At 37.4% G+C, this 23,009-nt stretch carries 15 protein-coding genes; 13 read left to right on the top strand and 2 right to left on the bottom strand.

Features of this window, described 5'->3' with window-relative positions; translation table 11 throughout:
• The first annotated feature begins 52 nt into the window (after positions 1-52).
• Positions 53-568 carry a Panacea domain-containing protein gene (locus U473_RS15270; RefSeq protein ID WP_235589108.1) on the top strand — a complete coding sequence of 172 codons (516 nt, stop codon included), beginning with the start codon at positions 53-55 and terminating at the stop codon, positions 566-568.
• On the opposite strand, the gene U473_RS11090 is transcribed toward U473_RS15270, so the two are convergent.
• Positions 549-2,432 (bottom strand): FAD-dependent oxidoreductase, encoded by a 1,884-nt coding sequence (locus U473_RS11090; protein ID WP_068726351.1) that lies wholly within the window; start codon positions 2,430-2,432, stop codon positions 549-551. The genes U473_RS15270 and U473_RS11090 overlap by 20 nt on opposite strands.
• A gap of 69 nt (positions 2,433-2,501) precedes the next feature.
• On the opposite strand from U473_RS11090, the gene U473_RS11085 reads away from it, so the two are divergent.
• The 12 genes from U473_RS11085 to U473_RS11030 all read left to right on the top strand — a co-directional run bounded on the left by U473_RS11085 (position 2,502) and on the right by U473_RS11030 (position 22,549).
• Positions 2,502-4,568 (top strand): copper amine oxidase N-terminal domain-containing protein, encoded by a 2,067-nt coding sequence (locus tag U473_RS11085; protein WP_068726349.1) that lies wholly within the window; start codon positions 2,502-2,504, stop codon positions 4,566-4,568.
• Between the two features lie 106 nt (positions 4,569-4,674).
• Positions 4,675-8,169, top strand: coding sequence for an S-layer homology domain-containing protein (locus tag U473_RS11080; protein WP_068726347.1), 3,495 nt, complete (start codon positions 4,675-4,677; stop codon positions 8,167-8,169).
• Between the two features lie 140 nt (positions 8,170-8,309).
• Positions 8,310-8,510, top strand: a complete 201-nt coding sequence (locus U473_RS14830; protein ID WP_068726345.1) for a hypothetical protein — start codon at positions 8,310-8,312, stop codon at positions 8,508-8,510.
• Complete coding sequence (locus U473_RS11070) at positions 8,474-10,861, top strand: stalk domain-containing protein (RefSeq protein ID WP_068726343.1); 2,388 nt, start codon at positions 8,474-8,476, stop codon at positions 10,859-10,861. The genes U473_RS14830 and U473_RS11070 overlap by 37 nt, the downstream gene beginning before the upstream one ends.
• Before the next feature lie 122 nt (positions 10,862-10,983).
• On the top strand, positions 10,984-12,261 hold the full coding sequence (locus U473_RS11065; protein ID WP_068726341.1) for a stalk domain-containing protein: 1,278 nt from the start codon (positions 10,984-10,986) through the stop codon (positions 12,259-12,261).
• Positions 12,262-12,292: 31 nt separating this feature from the next.
• Positions 12,293-12,787 (top strand): hypothetical protein, encoded by a 495-nt coding sequence (locus tag U473_RS11060; RefSeq protein WP_068726339.1) that lies wholly within the window; start codon positions 12,293-12,295, stop codon positions 12,785-12,787.
• A gap of 128 nt (positions 12,788-12,915) precedes the next feature.
• Positions 12,916-13,488 carry a TetR/AcrR family transcriptional regulator gene (locus tag U473_RS11055; protein ID WP_068726337.1) on the top strand — a complete coding sequence of 191 codons (573 nt, stop codon included), beginning with the start codon at positions 12,916-12,918 and terminating at the stop codon, positions 13,486-13,488.
• A 24-nt stretch (positions 13,489-13,512) separates the two neighbouring features.
• Entirely contained in the window at positions 13,513-14,616 is a 1,104-nt protein-coding gene (locus U473_RS11050; RefSeq protein WP_068726335.1) for a TolC family protein, read from the top strand.
• An 18-nt stretch (positions 14,617-14,634) separates the two neighbouring features.
• The gene (locus U473_RS11045; RefSeq protein ID WP_068726332.1) at positions 14,635-15,873 is read left to right on the top strand and encodes an efflux RND transporter periplasmic adaptor subunit; all 1,239 of its coding nucleotides are present in this window, start codon (positions 14,635-14,637) and stop codon (positions 15,871-15,873) included.
• Positions 15,870-19,019, top strand: a complete 3,150-nt coding sequence (locus U473_RS11040) for an efflux RND transporter permease subunit (RefSeq protein ID WP_068726330.1) — start codon at positions 15,870-15,872, stop codon at positions 19,017-19,019. Before U473_RS11045 ends, U473_RS11040 begins: the two co-directional genes overlap by 4 nt.
• Entirely contained in the window at positions 18,967-19,245 is a 279-nt protein-coding gene (locus U473_RS11035) for a hypothetical protein (protein WP_068726327.1), read from the top strand. Before U473_RS11040 ends, U473_RS11035 begins: the two co-directional genes overlap by 53 nt.
• 370 nt (positions 19,246-19,615) lie before the next feature.
• The gene (locus U473_RS11030) at positions 19,616-22,549 is read left to right on the top strand and encodes an S-layer homology domain-containing protein (RefSeq protein WP_068726325.1); all 2,934 of its coding nucleotides are present in this window, start codon (positions 19,616-19,618) and stop codon (positions 22,547-22,549) included.
• Positions 22,550-22,599: 50 nt separating this feature from the next.
• On the opposite strand, the gene U473_RS11025 is transcribed toward U473_RS11030, so the two are convergent.
• The gene (locus U473_RS11025) at positions 22,600-22,899 is read right to left on the bottom strand and encodes a hypothetical protein (protein WP_068726323.1); all 300 of its coding nucleotides are present in this window, start codon (positions 22,897-22,899) and stop codon (positions 22,600-22,602) included.
• Positions 22,900-23,009: the final 110 nt, after the last annotated feature.

The raw sequence follows: 23,009 nt of genomic DNA, 5'->3' as shown, positions 1-23,009 counted from the left end.
CATAAGTAATGCTTTAGAAAATAATGAAACTTCAATAGGCACTACCGTTGAAATGGAAGATAAAATAGATTATGTTGTTAAATATTTACTAACAAACTCAGTTGATATAACACCACTAGCTCTACAAAAGCTATTGTATTATTCGCAGGGCTTTTATAAAGCCTTTACAGGGGTATATTTATTTCACAATAACTGTGAAGCTTGGGTGCATGGCCCTGTATTTAGAAGTATATATTATAAATACAAAGATCATGGCTATAATCCGATTGAAGAAGAGGATTATGAGTACGGGGAGATAAAATTAACAACAGTAGAAAAAGAGCTTTTAGATAGCATTGTTAGAAATTTTGGCTGTTATAGTGGCAAGGTTTTAGAAAAAATGACTCATGCTGAGGAGCCATGGCGGGTTACTAGAACGGGCTTAAATGACAACGAAGGATCGGATCGGATAATAGATAAGGAATTAATAGCTAAATACTTTAACGAGATTAAGTCAAAGCATGGTATGCTTAATATATCTGACATCAGAGATTACAGCACGGATCTTTTTAATAAACTTTATAACTAGAAACATTGGATAATCTATTCAATATAAAAGCAACCATATAAATCCCTTCACTTCTTAAAACCTCACGGTTAGAAGATAGTCTTGCCTCCAATTCCTTATCAACTAACTTCAATTTCATCAGTTGTTCCCATGGACTTTGGGAGACCTTCATGTGATTGAAGATGGTTAATAATAAGGTTGCCATTTGATCTCTAGTTAAATAGGGTGATACATCATCTTGAAGAATGTTGTTGATCAAATCTTGATGATCTTCTATAAGCTGCCCGTACAGTTCAGGGTGGCTTCTTTTTATTGTTGTGCTTAATAGCTCAATAAAATCTATTTTTGTGATCGGTTCATTGACATATAGATCATTCTCATAGCCTGCTTGAATCACACCATAGGGCAATAATTGTTGAATCGATTGATCAAACCATTCCCCCTCAAACGGATAGGAAAGGGTGAAATGATAAAGAAGAGCCCCTTGCAACTTGAGTCGCCTTTGTAATTCACTGATTGGAACACGATCTTTAACCATTTTCCGGAAGTCTGTATGAAGCTGGATTGATATAGCTGCTGCTGTTCCAGCAGCTTGCCCAGCAGTCATGCCAATTGGGACAGTTCTCGCACTTCCTGCTGTAAGGGATGTATAGCCTGCAGCTTTACTAGCTACTAATAGTCCCTCTATCTCATTAGGAACGAGTGAGCGAAAAGGGATCGCATACTGGATCGGTCTTGTAATCACCTTCTCATAACCCCCTTCTCCTTTTACAGAAGTTGCTTGTAAATCTACAGGGTAAGCTCCAAAACCAATGCTATCCCATTTATCTCGATTCATCCAGATATCGTTAATCGTTAATTGATATTCAGCAAGGATATGTCTTGTTTCGCGGATATATAACTCTGGTGGATAGAGGGCAATTTCTGCTTGTTCAAAGCCAGGTAGTTCTTGTCTAAGGAACTTTAAGACATTGATCGACTCTCTTTTTCCCCGTTCCATCGCTTCTTTTCTTGACTCATCACTTAAACCGTCTTCGCTAAAAATCTGCAAAGCATTGATCGTCACAAGGCCATTGTTGAATTGTTTAGCAATATTAAGCGCACGTAAGCGAGTATTTGCTTCAATGGGTTTGTATTGATTGATGACATCAGTGAATCCCCAAGCCATATTTTCATAAACCTCTGCTCCACCAAGTACACCATTTTCAGCAGCCATTTTCATTCGATTCCAATCCACATTTTTTAGCACAAGTACAAGGGTATCGGCCATTCTTGTATCTTTTAACCCAATATCCTCCTGACCTAGGAAGTAGGGAACCCCAGCCATAGCGGCAATATCTGCATCTGCTGTTGAATCAATGAAATGTTTAGCTTGATAGGTATGTAAACCGGTTTGATCCTGCACTTCTAAGCCAACCAATTGATTACCGTTTTTTATAACCTTTTGTACATTGGCTTGGAGTAAAACGGTAAGATTTTTCTCTTTACCGATAAGATGAATAAAAGCTTCTTTTGCCCCTTCGATATCGAAAGCACCTCTGTTATTTACGATTTGATGCCATTCTTTAAAAATACCTTGGTTTGCAAGATTGCCATCTTTGTCATAACCAAGATCTAGTTGATTTAACATGCCATAGGTGAATAAACCACCAAGCCCATCCCTTTTTTCAATCAATAAGGTATCTGCACCATTTCGAGCTGAAGCAATAGCAGCAGCTATCCCTTCTGGTTCAGCACCAATTACGATCACATCATACTCATATTGCACAGGTGATGTTGTTATATTTATTGGTTTTTTTGTAGTTTGGTTATTGTTAACACAACCGAAAAATGTAAAAATGATGATAAGTGCCCAAAAGATGACAAGAGTCGATGTTTTTCTCATCAATAAATATCTCTCCTATTAAATCGGATATACTATTCATAAAAGTTATTGTAGAAAGGATTTAGCTATATGAATAAAAAGTGGTTTACTCTCATTTTTGTCATCATGATCGTATTTAGTTTTACTCCTCAACTTTCTTTTGCAAACCCTTCTCTACAAAAAGGGATGATTGAAGTAGATGGTATTCGTCAAGATATGGATTATCTATTTAACAATCATAAGGTATATCTACCCCTAAGTGCAATTGCAAAGAAACTTGAAATCACATCTAGATGGAATAGTGGAACGAATACAATTACACTTTTTTATCCTGACCAAAGAAAAGTAAACATTAAAGTAAAGTCAAAGCAATTTTACAAAGAAGGTTTATGGAGAAAATTAGACATTGTTCTATTCAAAGGGACTACATATATATCTCTAAATGAATTAAGCCCCTTAATTGAACGAAAATATCAATGGGATGAAGAAACAAAAACATTATTTATCTATATGTATGCCTATCAACAATTAGGACAATCCATAAATAATGATCTACCTTATCAAGGGCTAGATGTAATAGGGAATCAGATTCAATTTAAAAGCGAAGATTTACCTCAAGCAAGTTGGAGTCTGAATGGAGACTTAACAGATTTTCGGTTGATTGGAAATACGAAACAAATGAATATGGAAGAATTCCGTTTTGTAGCATTTTATCAGCTAAATCAAACCATCAGTCAATTGGTGATTACGCAAAGAAAGCTGCCAACTGGAGACCAAATCTTTTTTATTAAAGCCTATTCCCCTAAAGGAGATCAACAACTAAAAGTAAACATCGAGGAGAATAAGCAAGTGTATGGAAGCCGTGCCTATCATTATATCGATCATGATCAATTACATACCTGGCTTTCAGAGGAAGCATACCAACCTCAAGCTACTTTAGAGATTAAGGCTGGGGAGTCTCTAGATCAATGGGTTATCTTAAGTAAAGAGAAACTAGAATTAGAGGATCCTTTTGTCAAAAGAGCATGGGAGATGAGTGAAAATTATCATAAGACGAATACTTGGGTTACAGCGGAGGGAACTCACCGCTATACTCCGATAGAATATCAAGATAAAGAAGAGTATCATAATAAAAATATCAGTTTACAGGCATCAGTGCCCATGCTATTGATCGAAACCTTACAAATCAAACCAAACCGATTATTAGAGGACTTTGTAGATAATGCAAAGTTTACACTGATCAAGATGCAAAGGGAAGACGGTTTTTGGCGTGCAGGGGTAAATGCGGCTTATTTGAATCGAGCCTACGGACTAGGTCCCAATTATATTGATACCAGAATGTCAGTCGATGCCTCCTTATTCTTAATACGCTATGGATTGATGTATGATGATCAAGAAGCGCTTGAAAAAGGGATGCAGTTTAAAAACTATTTTAAACAATTAAAAGAAATAGGAATTGTTTATCAGCTTAATGGTGGTTATTTGTATCCCGACTATTACTCAGAACAGCAACGGGGTAAGACCTTGGTTTCTTTAAACCATGCCTTATATGAAATCAATTATTTATATGCTCTTTATCATTGGCTGCAAGATGAAGAGGCAAAACAGTTGGCAGATGAAATGCTCACGTTTATAGAAAATAGTGCAGATCATTGGGTGAATGAAGATGGCGACCTTTATTACGCATTAAGTCCAGCTGGAAAGTATTATGGTGAAGATTACGTGAATATTACTTATATGGATTTATTTACAACTCAAGGAATTTTACGTTATTCAGGTGAAGACGATTCAATGATTACTAAACTATTTGCACAGAAGGGAAACTACTTAGATCAAATCCAGTCACCAGAATATGAATCTCACTTGCATCTAAATCACCTTTTTGAAAAATTTGATCAATCCCATGGTGAAAAAGGGGACCTATTTTTATCCTATCCATTAGAAGTAAAAGCGGCAAATGATGCAGAACTGGCCTATACGACCTTTGGTGCTTACCACTGGATGAAAGGGATAGAAAGTATTACATTTAAAGGGCAAAAGATCCCCTTAGACCCGAAGAAAAAGTATATGGTGGTCATAACAAACGACAAGCTTTACCTTTACGATCGTTCACCAGAAGACCCTTTGGTAAAAGTACAAGTTTGGACAGATCAGTGAAAGGAAGAATAGAGTGTGCAGAGACTCTTTTTTCTAAAAAGGGTTAAAGTTTACTGCTATTCTTCCGATATATATAGAAGACCAATTAGACGAGGGAGAGGATATGATGAATTATGCATTTAAGAAATGGTTAAGTCTTTTTATTGCATTAGCACTTGTCATTTCGTTAGTTCCTTTCACTGCTTTTGTCAAAGCAGAGGAGAGAGCACCAATTGTAATTACAGATCCATTGGGTACAGAACAACAACCGACACAGGTTAATAAGCCAACAATCAATATCTCCGGTAGTGCCTATGGTGTTACCGATTTAGGTTATACCATCACCCAATATAGAATAGATAATGGGAGACTTATTGAGATTAAACATAAAGATGGGGCAGATAAGCCTGATATCTCAGGATCTAATTTTACCTTTAACGATGTTCAGTTATATGAAGGATTAAATGGAATTAAAGTATATGGTATTTATCAAGGCCAAACAGTATCAGATACGAAATATGTTGAATATACGAATCTACCATTTATCACTTCAGTTTTATATAATGATTCACAAGATTTAAGACAAGATAACAGGATTACAGATGATTTAACCTATAATAATAATCAAGTGATGCTAACAGGTAAGGTATATAATGCTGATTCGATCGTAGCTGTTGTTAATGGGGTTGAATACGATGGACTGTTAATGAAACTCCAGGATGAATTTGCCTTTACTGATCTTCCTTTACAATTAGGGAAGAATTCCATCACCATTCAAGCAGAGAATCAAACGAAAACTTATCCACTCACATTGGATGTTTATTATGAACCACAAGGAGTACCCTATATTCTTGGACAAATAGATGGCCAAGATTTACTTCCATCTATGAATTTTTCTACTAAACCATTAACTGTTAGTGGCGACGTTTATAACTTTAATGATGCAAATGATCAGTTGAAGGTGACTTATAATGGTGGAAGTTTTATTATCACAAGAAATGATTTTGATAGTCAAACTACGATTAGTGGATCGATCGCTACAAATGACGGACAAACAACGAATTACACATTAACCAATGAAGGGGCGGATTCTTTTACCCTTGAATTTGATACAATTAAACATCCTGATATCAATGATCTTTCTTTTACGTTTACACTGGCAGATGGGACAACCTATCAACCACAAACCTATAAATTAAAATATTTAAATACGTCTTCAAATTATGTGGTAAGTACATCTGGGCTTTCTGATACAGCAACGATTCGAACCCTAACCTTTTATATTACAACAAGTAATACGGTTACTGATTTAGATCAGTTCATCAATCATGTTTATGTGGATGGAAATGGCACAAGACAAACAAATGCTGTTCCAGTTGCCAATATCGATGCAACGAAAGCACCAACCTATAAAGTGACTGTTGATCTTCAACCAGGCGATAACTTTTTTGAGGTATATCCAGCAGCGCCAGAATCAGAAAATATGGAAATCTATACTGTTCAATATGTAAGTACTCCAGACGTTAAGATTACCAACTTAGTAAATGGAGATCGAATCGGGGGAACGGATGGTTTAAATATTGATACCATGATAGGGGAATTTATCAATATTCCTACAACTGAAATGGACAATATGACCATTACTGTTGAAAATGCGTATGGAAGCACGGTTTATACAAATCAAAGCGCTCTTTTAACAATCGATAAAACAAATGGAACCTTTTCGTTTAGCCTCACAGATTTAGGTGTAGGAGCCAATGAAATTACGATTGAGGTAACAGATGGAGCGGTAAGAACAAAGACGAAGCTAACTTTATTCTACTTTAAAGGTGATGGCCCATTTGTTGATATTACTCCAAGTGTAAGTAGTCGATATACGCTGACTGAAACAGACACCAATATCTTTGAGACTGATTCTAGGTATATTGACTTGACGATGAACTTTAATAATGCAAAGGAATTGGTCTTCTATTACAATGGTCAACGAGCAGTATATATTGATGTACAAAATGATAAAGTCTATCCAGAAGCAACTGGTAATGACATTTATCTTAAGTTAGACTTAACAAACAACAAGGTAGTAACTGATCGATCCATACGTCTAAATGATGGGGCGAATACCTTTGAAATTGAAGCAATTAGTCAAGATGGATCTTCAAAAAGTGCCAAAATATATGTTACTCGCTCACCACAACCGGTGAAATTGATTCAACCCGTTTTACCTGACCAAAAAGTAGTGAATAGTAACTTTATTGAAGTGATCATTGAAGCAGAAGCTGAGCAAGTGATCATAGATAAAACTGAAGCAGTAGCTGAACCAATTAGTGATAGTGAGGCAAAACAGTTTAAAGCTGACGTTTTCTTAAAGAACGGTAAGAATAAAATTACCTATACTGTAGTTAGAAATGGAAATAGTAGTAAATATCAGTTTGAGATTTATTATGCAGCCACACCGAAAGAAGGAGCCAGGTATAAAGAAGTTTTCACAGGTAAAGGAAAAATGGATGTCTTTGATAAAAAGGTGCTGCTTGAATTTCCAAAGAATACCTGGTTGATTGAAAAAGGAAGCTCTTCAATCGTAGATTATAAGGCTGATGAGTATTTAGATTTTAGTATTGTTAATCGAAAAACAGGACAACGAATTATTTGGGATGGTGACGAGTATACCTTTGAAGATTTTAATGGGATTTGGGATAGATATATGAAATATTATATTCTCCCACCAGATAATACAGGGTATGCAGGTCAATTGTATTGGATTGAGGCAAACGGAGATCTTACTAATGTGGATGCAGGGCTGGTTCCTAATAACCAAGGGGAAATAACGATTCAATTTGATCAAAGTATTCGTGATGATGCGCAAAACTTGTTAGCGATCTACCATTTTGATCCTGAGAAAAGAGAGTGGGTAAATTTAGGTGGGGTCGTGAATACAAAAGCAAAAACAGTAACAGCACCGATTAATGAATTTGGATATTATACAGTAATGGCAAAAAGAGGAAGTTTTAACGATATTGTTAAACATCCTTGGGCAGCAAACTATCTACAAACCATGTATTCTAAGGGATTAATGATTCCTGCAGAACGTAATCGTTTTGGTGCTGACCTATTAACTACAAGAGGAGAACTAGCAACACTTCTTGTTAAAGCATTAGATATTCCAATCGATGCAGGTCCATATGATGAAAGAGGAAGACCGATTAACCCAACATTTAAAGATGTCAGTCCATTATTGGATCCAGATCCAGAGTTTTATTCTTATGAATATATTGAAACAGCTGCTCGGGCAGGAATTATTCGTGGTGAAAGTGATGGACTCTTTAACCCAGACGGCTATTTAACCCGGGAACAAGCGGCAACGATGATCGCTCGTGCAGCCAATTTAAAGATTACTTCTAATGCAGAACGTTCTAAATTAAATTTAGCAAAAATGTTTGCTGACGGAGAAAGTATCAACCTTTATGCTGCACCCTATATTGAAGCGGTGATTAAAGCAAAAGTCATGAGTGGTAGTCAATTAGGAGATAGTATTGTCTTTAATCCAAGATCATTCATGTCTCGGGCTGAAGCAGCGACCATCTCATACCGCTTAATGCAAAAGCTAAAAAAATTACCTAAATAAAAATGAAGAATTAGAGGGCCTTTCATCAAAGAAAGGCTTTCTTTTTTGTTATTGCTACTTTTTTTCCTAGCAACTTTTCATTTTTTTGTACGTCTATATGGTAGAGAAATTCTAAAAAAGGTAGGGAGAGGTAGCAAAAAATGAAAAAACGGTTGCAAATCTTAGCTAAAGTAACCACTGTACTGGCTATGCTACTATCCATGTTTCCTTCTATTCATGGAGCAATAGCAGCTGAGAGTGTCCCAAGTGGAAATCTAGTATCTTCGGAATGGATTACTGCTGGGGCAAAACTAGAGAAGTGGAATTGGAAGACTCTACAGGTAATGTTAAAATCAATCTGATCGAAGTAGATTTGAAGAATCCTTATATTAAAGTAGATACGATGGTAGGTATAGAGGGGATGACCGGTAATAAGCAACGCCCGATCAATATGGCCAAAGAAACTGGGGCCGTTGCAGCGGTGAATGGCGACTTTTTTACACTTGCCGCAGAGGGTGCTCCGTTTGGTGCGACGATTCAAAATGGACAAATGATTACATCTCCAGGCTATATTCATTCCAAAAATGCATTGATGATTGATCAAAATGGAGTTCCTTTTATTGACCGTTTAGATTTTGATGCAGAAGTAACAACAGAAGATGGAAGTAAGTTTCAATTGTATGGAGTGAACAAAACCCAATATAACTCAGGCTTCCGTTTTAGTGGTAATAGCCACCAAAATCGACTTCATATGTACACAGATAAATGGAATATGAAGAATTGGGTAGGTGATGCTTTAGGCGAGTATACGATTGTATTAGTCGAGAACGGAATAGTAACGCAAATGCTAGATAATCAGGCTGTTGATGAAATCCCAAATGGTGCCTACTTATTATTAGGACATGGTGAGGCTCAAGTCTTTTTAAAACAGCATGTTCGTATAGGTGAAACGATCCAAGTAGATTTTAAGCTTAATCCTGATCAAAAATGGTTAACAGCAATTGATGGTTCAACTCTATTAGTAGATGAAGGACAAAAGGCAAAAATCACTTATGAGATTAAAGGAAACCACGCACGTACAGCAGTTGGTTATTCCCAAGATAAGCGCTATCTATATCTGGTTACAGCAGAAAAAAGCAAAAACAGTGTTGGGATGACATTAGATGAACTGAGTACCTTTTTAATCCACCGTGGTGTCTGGAAAGCGGTCAATCTAGATGGTGGCGGCTCGACAACAATGGTTGCTCGTGGTTTAGGTACTTTTAATCTATCAGATGTTACTATTCCTCAATATGGGGTTGAGAGAGAGGTTCCTAATGCCTTAGCTATATTTAGTACAGCACCAAAAGGAAAGTTATTAGGTGGGCAGGTTTCCTTACCAAAGGGCGCTTTGCAGGGTGAAACCCTTACCGCCCAGATCACTCGTGCTTATGATGAATATTACAATCCAATCGATCCAAAAGAAGTAAGCGTTCAGTGGGATGTAGCAACAGGTGTTCAGCAAAATAAAGAGAATCCGTTTAACTTTATCTTTAACCAACAAGGGACATTTAATATCAAATCATCCCTTGGACAAACCACACAAACCCATCAGATAAAAGTTTATAGTAAGGAAGACCTAAAGCTAATTAAGATTGATCAAGATATAATCCGTATCAATACAGGTGAATCCTTGAAACCAACTGTAACCATGAGCTTCACTGACGGTTCTAAACGCTCCGTAGATACCAAGCTATTAAAATGGCAGTTAATTGGAGCAAAAGGTAGTGTACAAGCAGATGGTACTGTCACGGGCTCCGAAGCATCAGTAGGAATGCTGATAGCAAGCTATCAAGGGTTTAGTACAGCTGTACCTGTAGTGATTGGTACTCAAACAGAAGGAAAAGTGATTGATCAGTTTGACCAACCTGGTATTTATTTAATTCAAGGATTAAAGGGGATTGGCACAGGTTCTTTTAAATCAGGAATATTTACTTATGATTTTGGTAATTCTAGTGATCTTCGTATTGTCTATCTTCAGTATGGAACCGTAGGTAAGTATGTTAGGGGAGAACCAGCATTCTTAACACTGGATGTAAAAGGGGATAATAGTGGCCATTGGCTCCGGACTGAGATTAGGGATAAAAATGGAAAAGTCTATTATGTTGATCTAGCGAAAAAGGTAGATTGGATAGGTTGGAAAACCTTAACTGTTCCTGTGCCAAAGGGAGTCGCTTATCCACTTACGTTGAAAAGTATCTATGTTGTTCATCAAGAAAATGCAACGGATCAAACGCCTAACCAAGGACAGCTCTCTTTTGCCAATTTACAAATAAAAGAGTGGAATAAAGCTGAAATCGCTGAGAAACCTACATTAAAATTTACGTTAAATCAAAAACAAGTACTCGTTGGAAATGAGAAAAAAAGCTTAGATCAAGCACCGATCATTGTAAATGGAAGAACATTTTTACCCCTCCGTGCTTTTTCTGAATTATTAGGTGGACAGGTAAATTGGTTTAGCTCCGAACAAAAGGCTGAAGCGATCAACGATTATAAGGTTCTTGATTTTTGGTTGGAACAATCCTACATGAGCCAAAATGGAGAACGAAAAGCATTAGATGTAGCCCCATTTGTTCGAAATGGAAGAACGATGCTGCCTGTTCGTGCATTAAGTGAGGGATTTGGATTATATATTTACTACGATAGTAAAACACAAAGTATTACGGTGAATTGATAGATTTAGAAAAAGAATAACCTAATATTGAAATGTTGGAAGGGGTATAGTAGGCAGATGATTTTGGTGGTAGAATAGGATTAGTTTATGTGATTCTATTAAACTGCAAAGGGGAAAAAATGGTGGAACAAAGAAAGAGAACCCATCGTAACAAATATTTACACAAGAAATTCTTAGCTAGTTTCTTAATTGTAGCCATGTCACTGATTCTATTTATCAATCTTCAGTCATCTGTCTTTGCTTCTAATACAGAATATTATAGAGACCGGGTAGCGGTCATTATGTACCATCATATTGATTCAAACTTTAAAAGTAGTGCTACCATTACACCTGAGTTATTTCAAAGTCAAATTGAGTATCTTGTAGAACAAGGATATAACTTCATTTCGATGCAACAATTTGAGGATTTTCTTTACAATAAAGAGTCTATACCAATTAATAGTGTACTCATTACTTTTGATGATGGATATGAAAGCTATTATAATTATGCTTATCAAATATTAAAAAAGTACAATATACCCTCTACTAATTTTGTGATTGGCGAGTGGATTGATAAACCCAATGGATTACCACGATTGACGAGTGAGGAAATGCTAGAGTTGTCGAAAGATCCATTAGCAGATTTACAAAGTCATAGTTATGGTTTGCATAGAAAAACGAGCGAAGATCATCCTAAGCCTTTTTTGACAACAAAATTATCTATCGATCAATACATCGAGTCACAAAGTGACTATGAGAAGCGAATTCAGGATGATTTGGAATTAAACCGAGAAGTGATTGAAAATATTACAAATAAACATGTATATGCCTTTGCTTATCCCTTTGGAGCTTATAATCAGGATAGTGTTTCTACATTAAAAAAAGTAGGCTATCAATTGGCCTTTACATTGAGAAAAGGAATGGCAGACCGAAGAACAAATCCATTTTTAGTTCCGAGAATCAATGCGGGTAACCCAACCATTACACCAGAAAAACTACATGAAGCCATCTTAGCTTCTCATCCAGCTAACAAAATAGTCAAAATTCAACCAGCGAAGGAGAATACGTTAGTACAGCCAACCGTTTATGTGAATGGTAAATTCGTTAATTTCCCCGAGCAAAAGCCATTTATTAATAACGGTTTAACTATGGTACCAGTTAGATACGTGAGCCAAGAATTACAAGCGTATGTTTTTTGGGATGGGACGACCCAAACGATTACTATTATAAAAGGATATGAAGTTATAGAATTACGGATCAATGACCGAAACGTAAGGGAACAAGACCAAGTGATCACCTTAGAATCTCCAGCGATGTTATATAATGGTCAAACCATGGTTCCACTTCGATTCATTAGTGAAGCCTTTCATGCGAAGGTGGAATGGGATGGAACAAATAAAACGGTACGAATCTATCAATAATCTATACAAACTTGTTAAAAGGAGATTGAATATGAGTAATAAGGTGAAATTAGGTTTAGGTATTGGTGCTTTGATTTTAGCTGGGTCGATTGTCACCACAGCTATGGCTGGTGAAACAAGTGAACCAGGATCGCAAGAGGATCCGCTCGTAACAAAAAGTTATGTCGATCAGCAAATCAACTTACTTAAGCAAAGTGGATTACCAAGTGGACAACCTACTGATGGGGAAGAAACAGTGAAAGTTGCACAGATTATTGTCTTAAATTTAAAAGCAGGTGACTTGTTAGTAGGGAATACAGGAACAGAAATGATTCTGCGTGCAGGTACAGCGACAGCCTATAGTAAAGATGCAAATGGTATACCTGATGTAACAGGCGCAACGGATCTGAAGAATGGTACAAAAATCCCGTTAAACCATCAATTGATTTATCCTAGAAACGATGGTCGTGGTGTTAAGATTGTGAGTGGCACAGCTGTATTCATGGTTCGCGGGGAATATGAAGTCATAAGTGAACAAAAAGAATAAAGTTTTTGCTAGATCCATACGTTTCTGAGTATGGGTCTTTTTCTTTTAAAAAAAACCCTTGCCAAAAAAATAGAATGGTTATAAACTATGGTTAGTAAGTAATTACTTATAAAGAAGGTGGTGATGAAATGGAGAAAAGACGGATGACAAAGGAAGAAAGAGAAGAACAAATTATTCAGGCAGCCAAAGAGGTTTTTATTGAACGAGGCTATATGGGTGCAACAACACTAGAATTAGCCAAACGAGCGAACATCTCTGAGGTCACATTATTCCGCTATTTTCCGTCGAAAAGTGAACTATTCTTAGCGACCATTAGTCCAATTATGGCAAAGTCGATCGAACTCGTCCTTCAAGGTCAGGGGTATACTCCGATCAGGGCACTAAAGGAGTTTTTAAAGGAAAGGATCTTTTTTATTGCCCATAATCGCGAGATCATTAAATTGCTTTTAATCGAAAGCGAAATGCATCATGAACTATCAGAACAGGTCAATATCATTGAACAAAATCTTACGATGTTAAAGGAATTGGTTAGACGAATTGGACTCCCAGAGGAACAAAATTCTCTTTTATTACGAATGACGATTGGGATGTTGACTTCCTTTTTATTTATTCCCATTGAAAATGAATGGGAGATTGAAAGGGATGTTCAGGAGTTTCTAAATCGGATCGATTTTTTATTTATCCATACAGTAAGTAAGTGATTACTTCTAAAGGAGTTGCGTCAGATGTTGAAAAGAAAGAAAATGAATGGACTCATTATTCTTTCCATTATGATCATCCTTCAATTCGCAATGGGTAGTTATTCTTTTTCAGCGGCCGTAAAGGAAGATCGGGAAATGCAATTAGAGGAAGCGATTAATGAATCGATCGCCAACAATAGTTTGTTGAAATCATTGGATTATGTGATTCAGAGCAAACAGATTCAACTTAGGGAAAGGCAGGATTCTTCAAAGCAAATTTCAAGTAAACAAGAAAGCTTTATCGAGGGGGGAAAGGCAAAATATTTTCTTCCCTTTGATGCAAAGATCCAACTTGAGATTGCCAAATTAGATAAAGAGGAGCAAGAAAACAATGTTGCCCTCATGACGACGAATGCCTATTTAGATGCGCTATATTTGCAGCAAGCAATTCAGGTTTTAGAAAGTGGTGTCAAACGGGCAGAAGAACAAGTGAAAATTGCAAAGCTCAATTATAAGGTAGGAACGATCACAAAAGTGGATGTCTTATCATCAGAGGTTCAGCTAGAGATGGTAAAAAGCGAATTAGAACAAGTAAGGAATAATCTTGAAATGAAAAAAATGCAGCTTAACCAAGTGATGAACCGGCCACCACTTAATCCTTTAACGATTGTTAATGAAGAGATCGAAGTGAAAGCGAATCTAAACGAAGAGGAACTAACAAAAGGACTAGCCTATAGCCCTTCTCTTAAAAAGCTAGATTTGGAATTGCAATCGATTGACAAACTGTTAGAGGTGACAAAAAGATACTCCCCAGAGAATACATATGCTTATCAGTCGGTCTATTCAAGCAAATTAGTGAAACAATCGATGCTTGAAGAAACCAAGTCAAAGGTCGAGGTAGGGATACGAAGCCAACAGATTAAAATCAATTCGTTGTTTGAAAAAGTACAGGTCATGCAACAGCAGGTGGAAAAGGTAGAGGAAACCTATCGGATCATGCTGGAGCAATATAAAGCAGGAATGATTTCCTATCAAGATTTAGCCAATACGGATCAATTATGGAAGCAAACAAGTCTTGATGAGCTTCAAGCAAAGCTAGATTACAATCGAGCACTATATGAGTACGGATATATGATTGGTAACAAATAAGCTTAGGGTGGGGAAGAAATGCAAAAATTAAAAGGTTTATTGATGATGATGGTTATTCCTGCTCTTCTTTTCACAACAGTTGGTTGTTCAAAGGAAGAGGTCGTTCAACAACAGGCTATACCTGTTCAAACGGTAACGATTAAGCCAACTACCATGGCAAATCAAACAAAGCTTGTTGGCGAAATTACCTCAAACGATGAAGTTTTGGTATCCACCAAAATTCCTGGGAAAATAAGTAAAGTGTATGTAAATGTAGGGGATTCAGTGAAAGCAGGAGACTTGCTTTTTGAATTGGAAAATCAAGATTTAAAAGCAGCAGTAGAGCAAGCCCAAAAAAGTTTATCGATTGCTCAAGCGAATTTAGCCAATATACGTAATGGGGCAAGGCCACAAGAAAGAGAACAAACAAACCAAGCGGTAAATCAAGCCAAAATCCAGCTTGATCTAGCTACGACGAATTTTGAGCGGATGAAGGAATTATTTGAAGCAGATGCGGTTTCTAAGCAGCAATATGATCAGGCTCTTTCCGGGTTACAGCTTGCTGAAGCTGCGTATAAGTCAGCGGTTGAAAAACTCTCCTTGGTTGAAGAAGGTGCAAGTCAGGATACGATCCGTGCTGCTGAAGCACAGGTCGGTTTAGCCCAAGCCAATTTGAAGATGGCACAAGCCAAGCTAAATGATACACGGATCCATTCACCGATTGATGGGAGAGTGGGATTTGTTAAATTCGATTCTGGTGAATTCGTGATGCAAGGAAATCCAGTAGTCCAAGTGCTAGATGACCAAATGGTAACAGCATTAGTTGATGTTTCTGAAAAGGAAATTTCCTCGGTTCATCCTCAAGCTCAGGTTCAGGTTGAAATCCCTTCTGCTGCTATAGAGCCTTATACTGGCGTTGTGACAGAGGTGAGTCCAACGATCGATCCACAAACAAAGGTCTATCCAATCAAAATTCTAATCAATAACCTGGATGGAAAGATCAAATCAGGGATGACAGCTAATGTTTTATTCACAATGGAACGAAAGGAAAAGATTATCGCGATTCCTGTCGATGCTACCTTTGAGGAATTGGGAGAGCATTATGTCTATCTTGTGAAAGATGGGAAGGCAGTAAAGACACAGGTTCAAACAGGAATTACAGATGGGAAACAAGTCGAGATCATAGAAGGGCTAAAAGAAGGTGATTCACTGATCATTAAAGGACAGAATATGGTGAAGAACGGTGATCTTGTAAATAAAGGTGGGGAAGCATTGTGAAAATAGCCAATGTGTCCATTGACCGCCCTGTTGCCATCACGATGGTGATGATGATTAGCATCGTTCTGGGAATCACCATGTTGTTTCGCTTACCTGTTGATCTTTTTCCCGATATGGATATGCCTGTTGTGACGGTTACCACTAAATACGTAGGGGCTTCTCCGCAAGAAATCGAAACACAGATTACAAAAATATTGGAGGATGAATTTGCATCATTAGATAACCTTGATACGATTTCATCTACTAGCTCACAGGATGTATCTACCATCATGATTCAATTTAAATGGGGAACCGACCTAGATATTGCGGCGATTGATGTGAAGGATAAAGTAGCCTTGGTACGAAATGATTTGCCAACTGACCTATTGGAGGATCCAATCGTTGAAAAAATGGACCCCACTGCCACACCGGTTCTACAATACTCTCTTTCTGGGGAAGAATTGTTAGGAACACTTTATCAAACCGCTGAAATCGATTTAAAACCGGAGCTGGAAAAAATCAAAGGGGTTTCCAAGGTTGAGATCATTGGAGGAAGAGAGAATGAAATCAAGGTTCAGCTAGATCCAGAAAAGATGAAAGCTTATGGTTTATCTGTTCCTGCTGTCCTAGAAACGATCTCTAAAGATAGCCGAAATTATGCATTAGGAAAACTGGATGAAGGTAGTAGAGAATTATCTGTTCGAGCCAAGGGAGAAATCAATAGCCTAGATGAACTGAAAAATTTAACCTTTACGATCCCAAGTGGCGGACGGATTTATTTAAAGGATTTCGCAACGGTTGATGTAGGCTATATTGAAACCAGTGAACAAACCTATTTTAATGGAAAACCTGCTGTCGGCATCTTTGTTTATAAACAGAAAGATGCCAACACAGTAGAGATTTCTAAACAGATCAATTCAAAAATGGAAGAGCTCAAGCAGGAATTACCCGAAAATATTTCGATCAATAAAATCATCGATTCTGCTGAATTTATCAATGCCTCGATTAAAAACCTAATAAAGGATGGTTTGATTGGTGCGACTTTGGCGGTTATGATTCTTTATCTATTTTTAGGAAAGATATCGTCTACATTGGTTGTTTCGATTGCGATTCCAATTAGTATTGTGACCACTTTTTCTCTGATGTACTTTAGTGGAATTACGATCAACTTAATCACATTAGGTGCATTAGGTTTGGGAATCGGGATGATGGTGGATGATGCAGTTGTGGTCATGCAAAATATCTATCGCCATTATCATGAAGAAAAGCGGGGAATTATTGAGGCAGCCAAGCTGGGGGTTCAAGAAGTTGGAACGGCTGTAATAGCTGCGACCATTACAAAGGTAATCGTCTTTTTACCGATGATGTTTGTTGAAGGACTTGCCGCACAGATTTTTAATCCATTGGCATTAACGGTAACTTTTGCTCTTTTATCCTCCTTAGCCGTTAGCTTGACCGTGACACCAATGCTTTCATCAATTTTATTAAAACAAAAGGCTGGTAGTCAAGGGAAAGGGAAACGACTGTTAAATGGATTAGAAGGAATGGCTAAGATAGTAAACAAATATGTTACTCGCTTAGAAAAAGGTTATCTACGGCTACTAAAATGGTCTTTACACCATCGAAAATCGGTATTAGCGGTGGCCCTCATTACCTTCTTACTCGGGGTAGCGTTAGTTCCATTTGTTGGCGGGGAGTTTATGCCTAAAATGGATAGTGGGGAGTTTAGTATTGAAATCGAAATGCCTAGTGGCTCTCAAGTAGAGGAAACCGATCAAGTGGTGAAAGGAATCCTAAGCCAGTTAGAGGAAATCCCAGAGGTAGACATGACCCTTGTTACGATGGGAACGAGTAAAAATGCCAATGTGCAAATTGATTTACCAGATTATGCAATCATCGATGTAACCTTGGTTGATATGGCAGAGCGAACACAATCGACTGCAGAAATTGTTGATGGTCTACGCGCCAAATTTAATCTTCCTGGTGTCGATATTAAGGTGCAAGAAAAAGGCTTTATTGCATCAAGTTTATTTTCTGCCGATCCTGTTTTTATTTCGATTAAAGGAAATGATCAAGAAACCTTAAAAAGGATAACCGATGATGTATTAGGAATCGTGAGAAGCGTACCTGGTACAAGGGATGCAAAAAGCAGCTTTAGTCAAGGGAAACCGGAAGCTCAATTAACTTTCCAACGGGAAAAATTAAAGGATTACGGGCTTGATATATTTAGTATCAGCAAAACGTTAAGAACAGCGGTGAATGGGGAAGTGGTAAGTGTTTATCGCTCTAATGGGCAAGAGATGGATATTCGCGTCCAATATCGTGAAAACGACATTCAGAGGTTAAATGACTTAAACCAAATCTATGTATTCTCACCGAAGGTAGGACGGCAAATCCCATTAAGTGAATTAGTCGATATTGAAAAATCACAAGGGCCAACCTCAATCAATCGTGAGGATAAGGTAAGGATGTCTTACATTACGGCTGCCATTTATGGCCGAGATTTAAAAGGCATCAACAGTGACATTATGGCAAAAATTGACTCATTAAATATTCCTTCTGACTTTTCAATTGAATTTGGTGGGGAAAGTAAGGACATGGAAGAGTCCTTTGGGGATTTAGGGTTCGCCTTTATCTTAGCTGTCGTCTTAATCTATATGGTTATGGCTGCAGAATTTGAATCATACAAGCATCCTTTTGTCATTATGTTCACATTGCCATTAACCTTATTTGGTGTATCCCTAAGCTTAGTGCTTACAGGAAGGGCAATCAGTGTTCCCGCTTTACTAGGGATTATTATGCTGGTTGGAATTGTAGTGAGTAATGCGATTGTACTGATTGAATATACTAATCAGCTTCGAAAAGAGGGAATGTCTGTCTATGAAGCCTTATTAAAGGCCGGCCCAACTCGATTACACCCGATCTTAATGACGACATTGACAACTGTACTAGGGTTGTTTCCATTGGCATTAGGGATTGGGGAAGGGGCGGAAACCCATGCGCCGATGGCGACAGTGGTAGTTGGTGGATTAACTGTATCCACCTTGTTAACACTGATTGTCATCCCTGTGATCTATTCATTATTTGAGAGAACAAAAATAGAGGAGAAATTCGATGGTCAATCAAGAAATAGGACTCAATTATCAAATGTTGAAGGTCATGCTTGAAAAAAGATTTTTTCACTCAGACGTAAAAAAACAGCTAGATCAGGAACAAATCAGTCTAGCGATTTCAATTCTAGTAACTTTTCTATTTATTCATACTTTAAAAGTCTCTGATTTGCTATTTGATGATCTAGCGCAGTTCTTTGATGAATGGGACGATTTAAAGGATTTTGAAGGGGTTACCCTACATCTTTTAAAAAGTTTAGAAAAAGATTATTTTTTAGATTGACAGCAAGAAGAAAATAGTGGTATTTTATAGTAGTAAGTAATCACTACGGTGATTGCTTTAAACAACGGTCACAAATAAGTAAGTGCTTACTCATAACCTTGGTATTTGCTTTCGTGACCTTTGTTTCTCCTCTTTAATCCCCCTTTAAACCTAAAGGGGGGGCTTTTTAAAAGCTAAAGAAGAAAGCAATGCTTTCTTTTCATGATTTATTCGATAGAGGAGTAAAACGTTACCCGATTCCCTTTCAAACATCTTGGATTCTTTAAAAGACCAAGTGTTTATATAAAAGAAATTTTTTGGGGGTGATTCTATTTCAAAAGTCGATTCAACTGAACACAAGAAAGAAGAATTAAAGAGGAGGAAACAATGGATGAGTAGAAAAAAAGTTTTGTCACTAGTTTTATCACTGATGATGATATTCTCTATAGTGACACCAACCTTTGCTGCTGAACTTAGTGATGTAGAAGGAACACAATATGCTGAAGCGGTTGACAGATTAGTTGCATTAGGTATTATGACAGGATTCAATGATGGAACATTCAAACCAGAACAAGATATTACGAGAGCTGAATTTGCAGCGATGGCGATTCGAGCAATTGGCCTTGATGCTACAGCCAAGTCTTCAGGTGGCGCAACCAAGTTCCCTGATGTAGCGGCTAACCAATGGTATAGTGGCTATATCAACCTTGCAACGGCAAAGGGAATTATTAAGGGACATGGCGATGGTACATTTAAGCCAACGGATAAAGTAACCTATGGTGAAGCAATTACCATGCTTGTTCGCGTATTAGGCTATGAGCCAGCTGTTGAAGGAACAAATTGGCCTTCTAATTACTTATTAAAGGGCGCAGAGATCGGCATTACAGGAAATCTTCAATTTAATCAAAGTAAGCCTGCATTGCGCGGAGATGTTGCCATTTTGATCAATAACTCTTTAGATATCGATTTGATGGAAAGAGTTAAATATGGTGACGATTTAGAATTTGAAGAGCAAAAAGGGGAAACCTTACTTTCCGAATACTTAAACGTATTCGAGTATGATGAAGTGGTTGTTGCAGAAACTCCAGCTTATTCCCTTACTGATTTAGACAACGATGAAGTCGTTGTAAAATTATCTGAAGAAGATGGTGGAAAAGAATACACCTTCACAGTTAATGATAAACTGGCAATTGACCAATTCTTGGGATATGAAGCGACAATCTTTGTCAAGGATTTAGACAATGATGGAAAATTAGAAGATGACGAAACCGTTCTTTATGTAGGCGTAACAACTGACAAGAAGGATATCATCGAGTGGGATTATATCGTTGATATTCAGGGCGGTGTAGGGTTAGACATTGGTAAAGATGACATCGAAGTCTCCTTAGATGAAGCCGATGATACGTTCAAATTAGCCGACAATGCGGTTGTTTACTACAACTACGAGCGAGTTAGTAATCTTGAAAGAATGGCTTCTAGCGAAAAAGGCGTTGGCTATGGTTATTTAGGAGAAGTTGCCGGACGCGTAATCTTAAATGATGACGATGAGATCGTCTTTATGGATCAAAGAAACTATGATGATCCAGTTGTAGTTACAAGTGTAAATGTTGATGATGAGAAAGTGAAGTATTTCAGAGATAGTGAAAATGAGTCAACATTGAGACTTGATGGCGAAACTTATGTCATCATGAAAAATGATGAAATGGCTAGTTTAGAAGATTTGGACAAGGATGATGTTCTATACTTCTGGGAAGCAGAAGGTGGAGAATATGTCCTAGCTGCTTATAATGGCAAAATCACTGGTGAATTAGAATCCATTGATGCTGATTCGAACAAATACTGGGATTACTCATTAGTTGTCGATGGCAAAACAATCTATGTAGGACCTAACTTTACTTATAGCCTTGATGAAAACGATGAGGTTACCTTGTTAGGTACACCTGAGGATGATGTTCCAAGTGCAAACCTAACGGATCTTGAGGACATGGTTGGAACAGAGGTTACGGTTTACTTAGGTAAATATCAAGATGCTACAGATGGTTGGAACTATGGCCGTCATATCGTAAATGGTGTAGGAAGCAGCGAAGATATACCATTAATGGTGACAGAAGCACCATGGGTATCCAGAACCGCTTCAACAGAATACTATATTGAATTTGTAAATGCAAACAATGAAGAAGTGGCCTATGAATTAACTGAGGATGATACTGAATTTAATGGTGCTCTTAAAGAACTAGATAAAGCAGCAGATTTGACAGAAGTTCAATCTCTATTAACTCCAGGAACATTGGTTGATGTTGAATTTAATAGTGATGGCTCTGTTGCTTCAATCGATGTATTAGATGGAACTCAATCTGGTACAGTTGCAGATACTGGTTTAACTCAAGCAGATATCGATGATGATTATGATATCATTGAAATCGATGGTAAGGGTTATTATGTGACAGAAGATACAGCTATTTACGATCAGAAGTTCCTTGAAGCTACTGATTGGAACTCTTTAGAAGACATTAGTGGCGACTTTGATGTCGTTGCCAAAGTGGATGATAATGAATTAGAAGCACTTGTGGTTATCCATGATGGTGATGTTTCCTTAGGCAAATCTGATTATGGTTTAGTACTTAAACGTACTGTGAAGAGTGATGGCTTATATGTAACGATGGCAATTGAGGATCAAGCTGTTGAACTATATGCTGGCGATCTATCAAACAAAAATGATCTAAAAGAAGGCAAGTTATTCATCATCACAATTAGTGGTAATGAGATTGACAAAGCAACTCCGGTTGCAAAAGAATCCTTTAATGCCGTCAATCCATCTAAATTAACCACAGCTGCATTTAACAATGCTTCCATTGCTGTAACCAGTGATGTTTATGGTGATGTAGACTTTGTTACCAATGAGGTTTCAAGTGACACGATGGAATTATATGTGGATGCAAATGCTGATGGTAAGTTTACGGATGGTATTGATAACGTATTAGTTGGTAAACTTGTTAAACAAGATTTTGCAGTAACATCTGGATATGATGTCACATTTACATGGGATAAGTTAGAAATCGTAAGCAGTGGTGTTGATGCGAAGAACGGTGTCATTGAAGTAATGGCAGCTGGTGGAGATGAGGATGTTGACCCAACCTTCTTCATCAATGTAGACCGTTATGGTGCAGATTCCTACTATTATGATATCGATATCTCCCATTTAGCAGATCCAGCGAAGAAGATTCTAAAACTTAGTGATCTAAGCGATGGCGATATCTTAAATGTGTACAATGACCCAACAACAAGCAAAACGATTTATGAGTTCATTGTTGTCGTTGATCGTTAATCAGCAAGTCATTTGAAAACATAAAAACAGCACCTCGCGGGGTGCTGTTTTTAGTTTTTTTTGAAAGATAAGTGGTGGCCAGTTGCTTCTATACCAACAAATACTTTCTCAGCACGGCATGAATGTTTGGCATCTTCAATCTTTTGGATAAGATACTTCATTCCAGTATGATTAACCATGAAGGAAAATGATGTCTGAATCACTTCACCAAAGTAATTTAAGATCATGGATTTCTGTAAAACCTTTGAAACATCAATTGGAACAAGTAATACCTTTTCTAAATCAGCACCTTTAAGTTCTTTTGCGAATTGACTTCTTCTTAAACCTTGTTTACTATTAAGTAGTCTCATTGACTATGACCTCCTTGTAGGGTGGATGATTGAGTAAACTTGGTTAAGTATTTCAATCATATCATAGTCACTGGGATATTTTTGTGTCTAAAAACATTATTTCATACACC

Origin of the sequence: Tepidibacillus decaturensis, assembly GCF_001561915.1 — a bacterium.
GTDB lineage: Bacteria > Bacillota > Bacilli > Tepidibacillales > Tepidibacillaceae > Tepidibacillus_B > Tepidibacillus_B infernus.
Note: the sequence above shows the minus strand (reverse complement) of the source record. Positions and strands in the feature narration are given on the sequence as shown.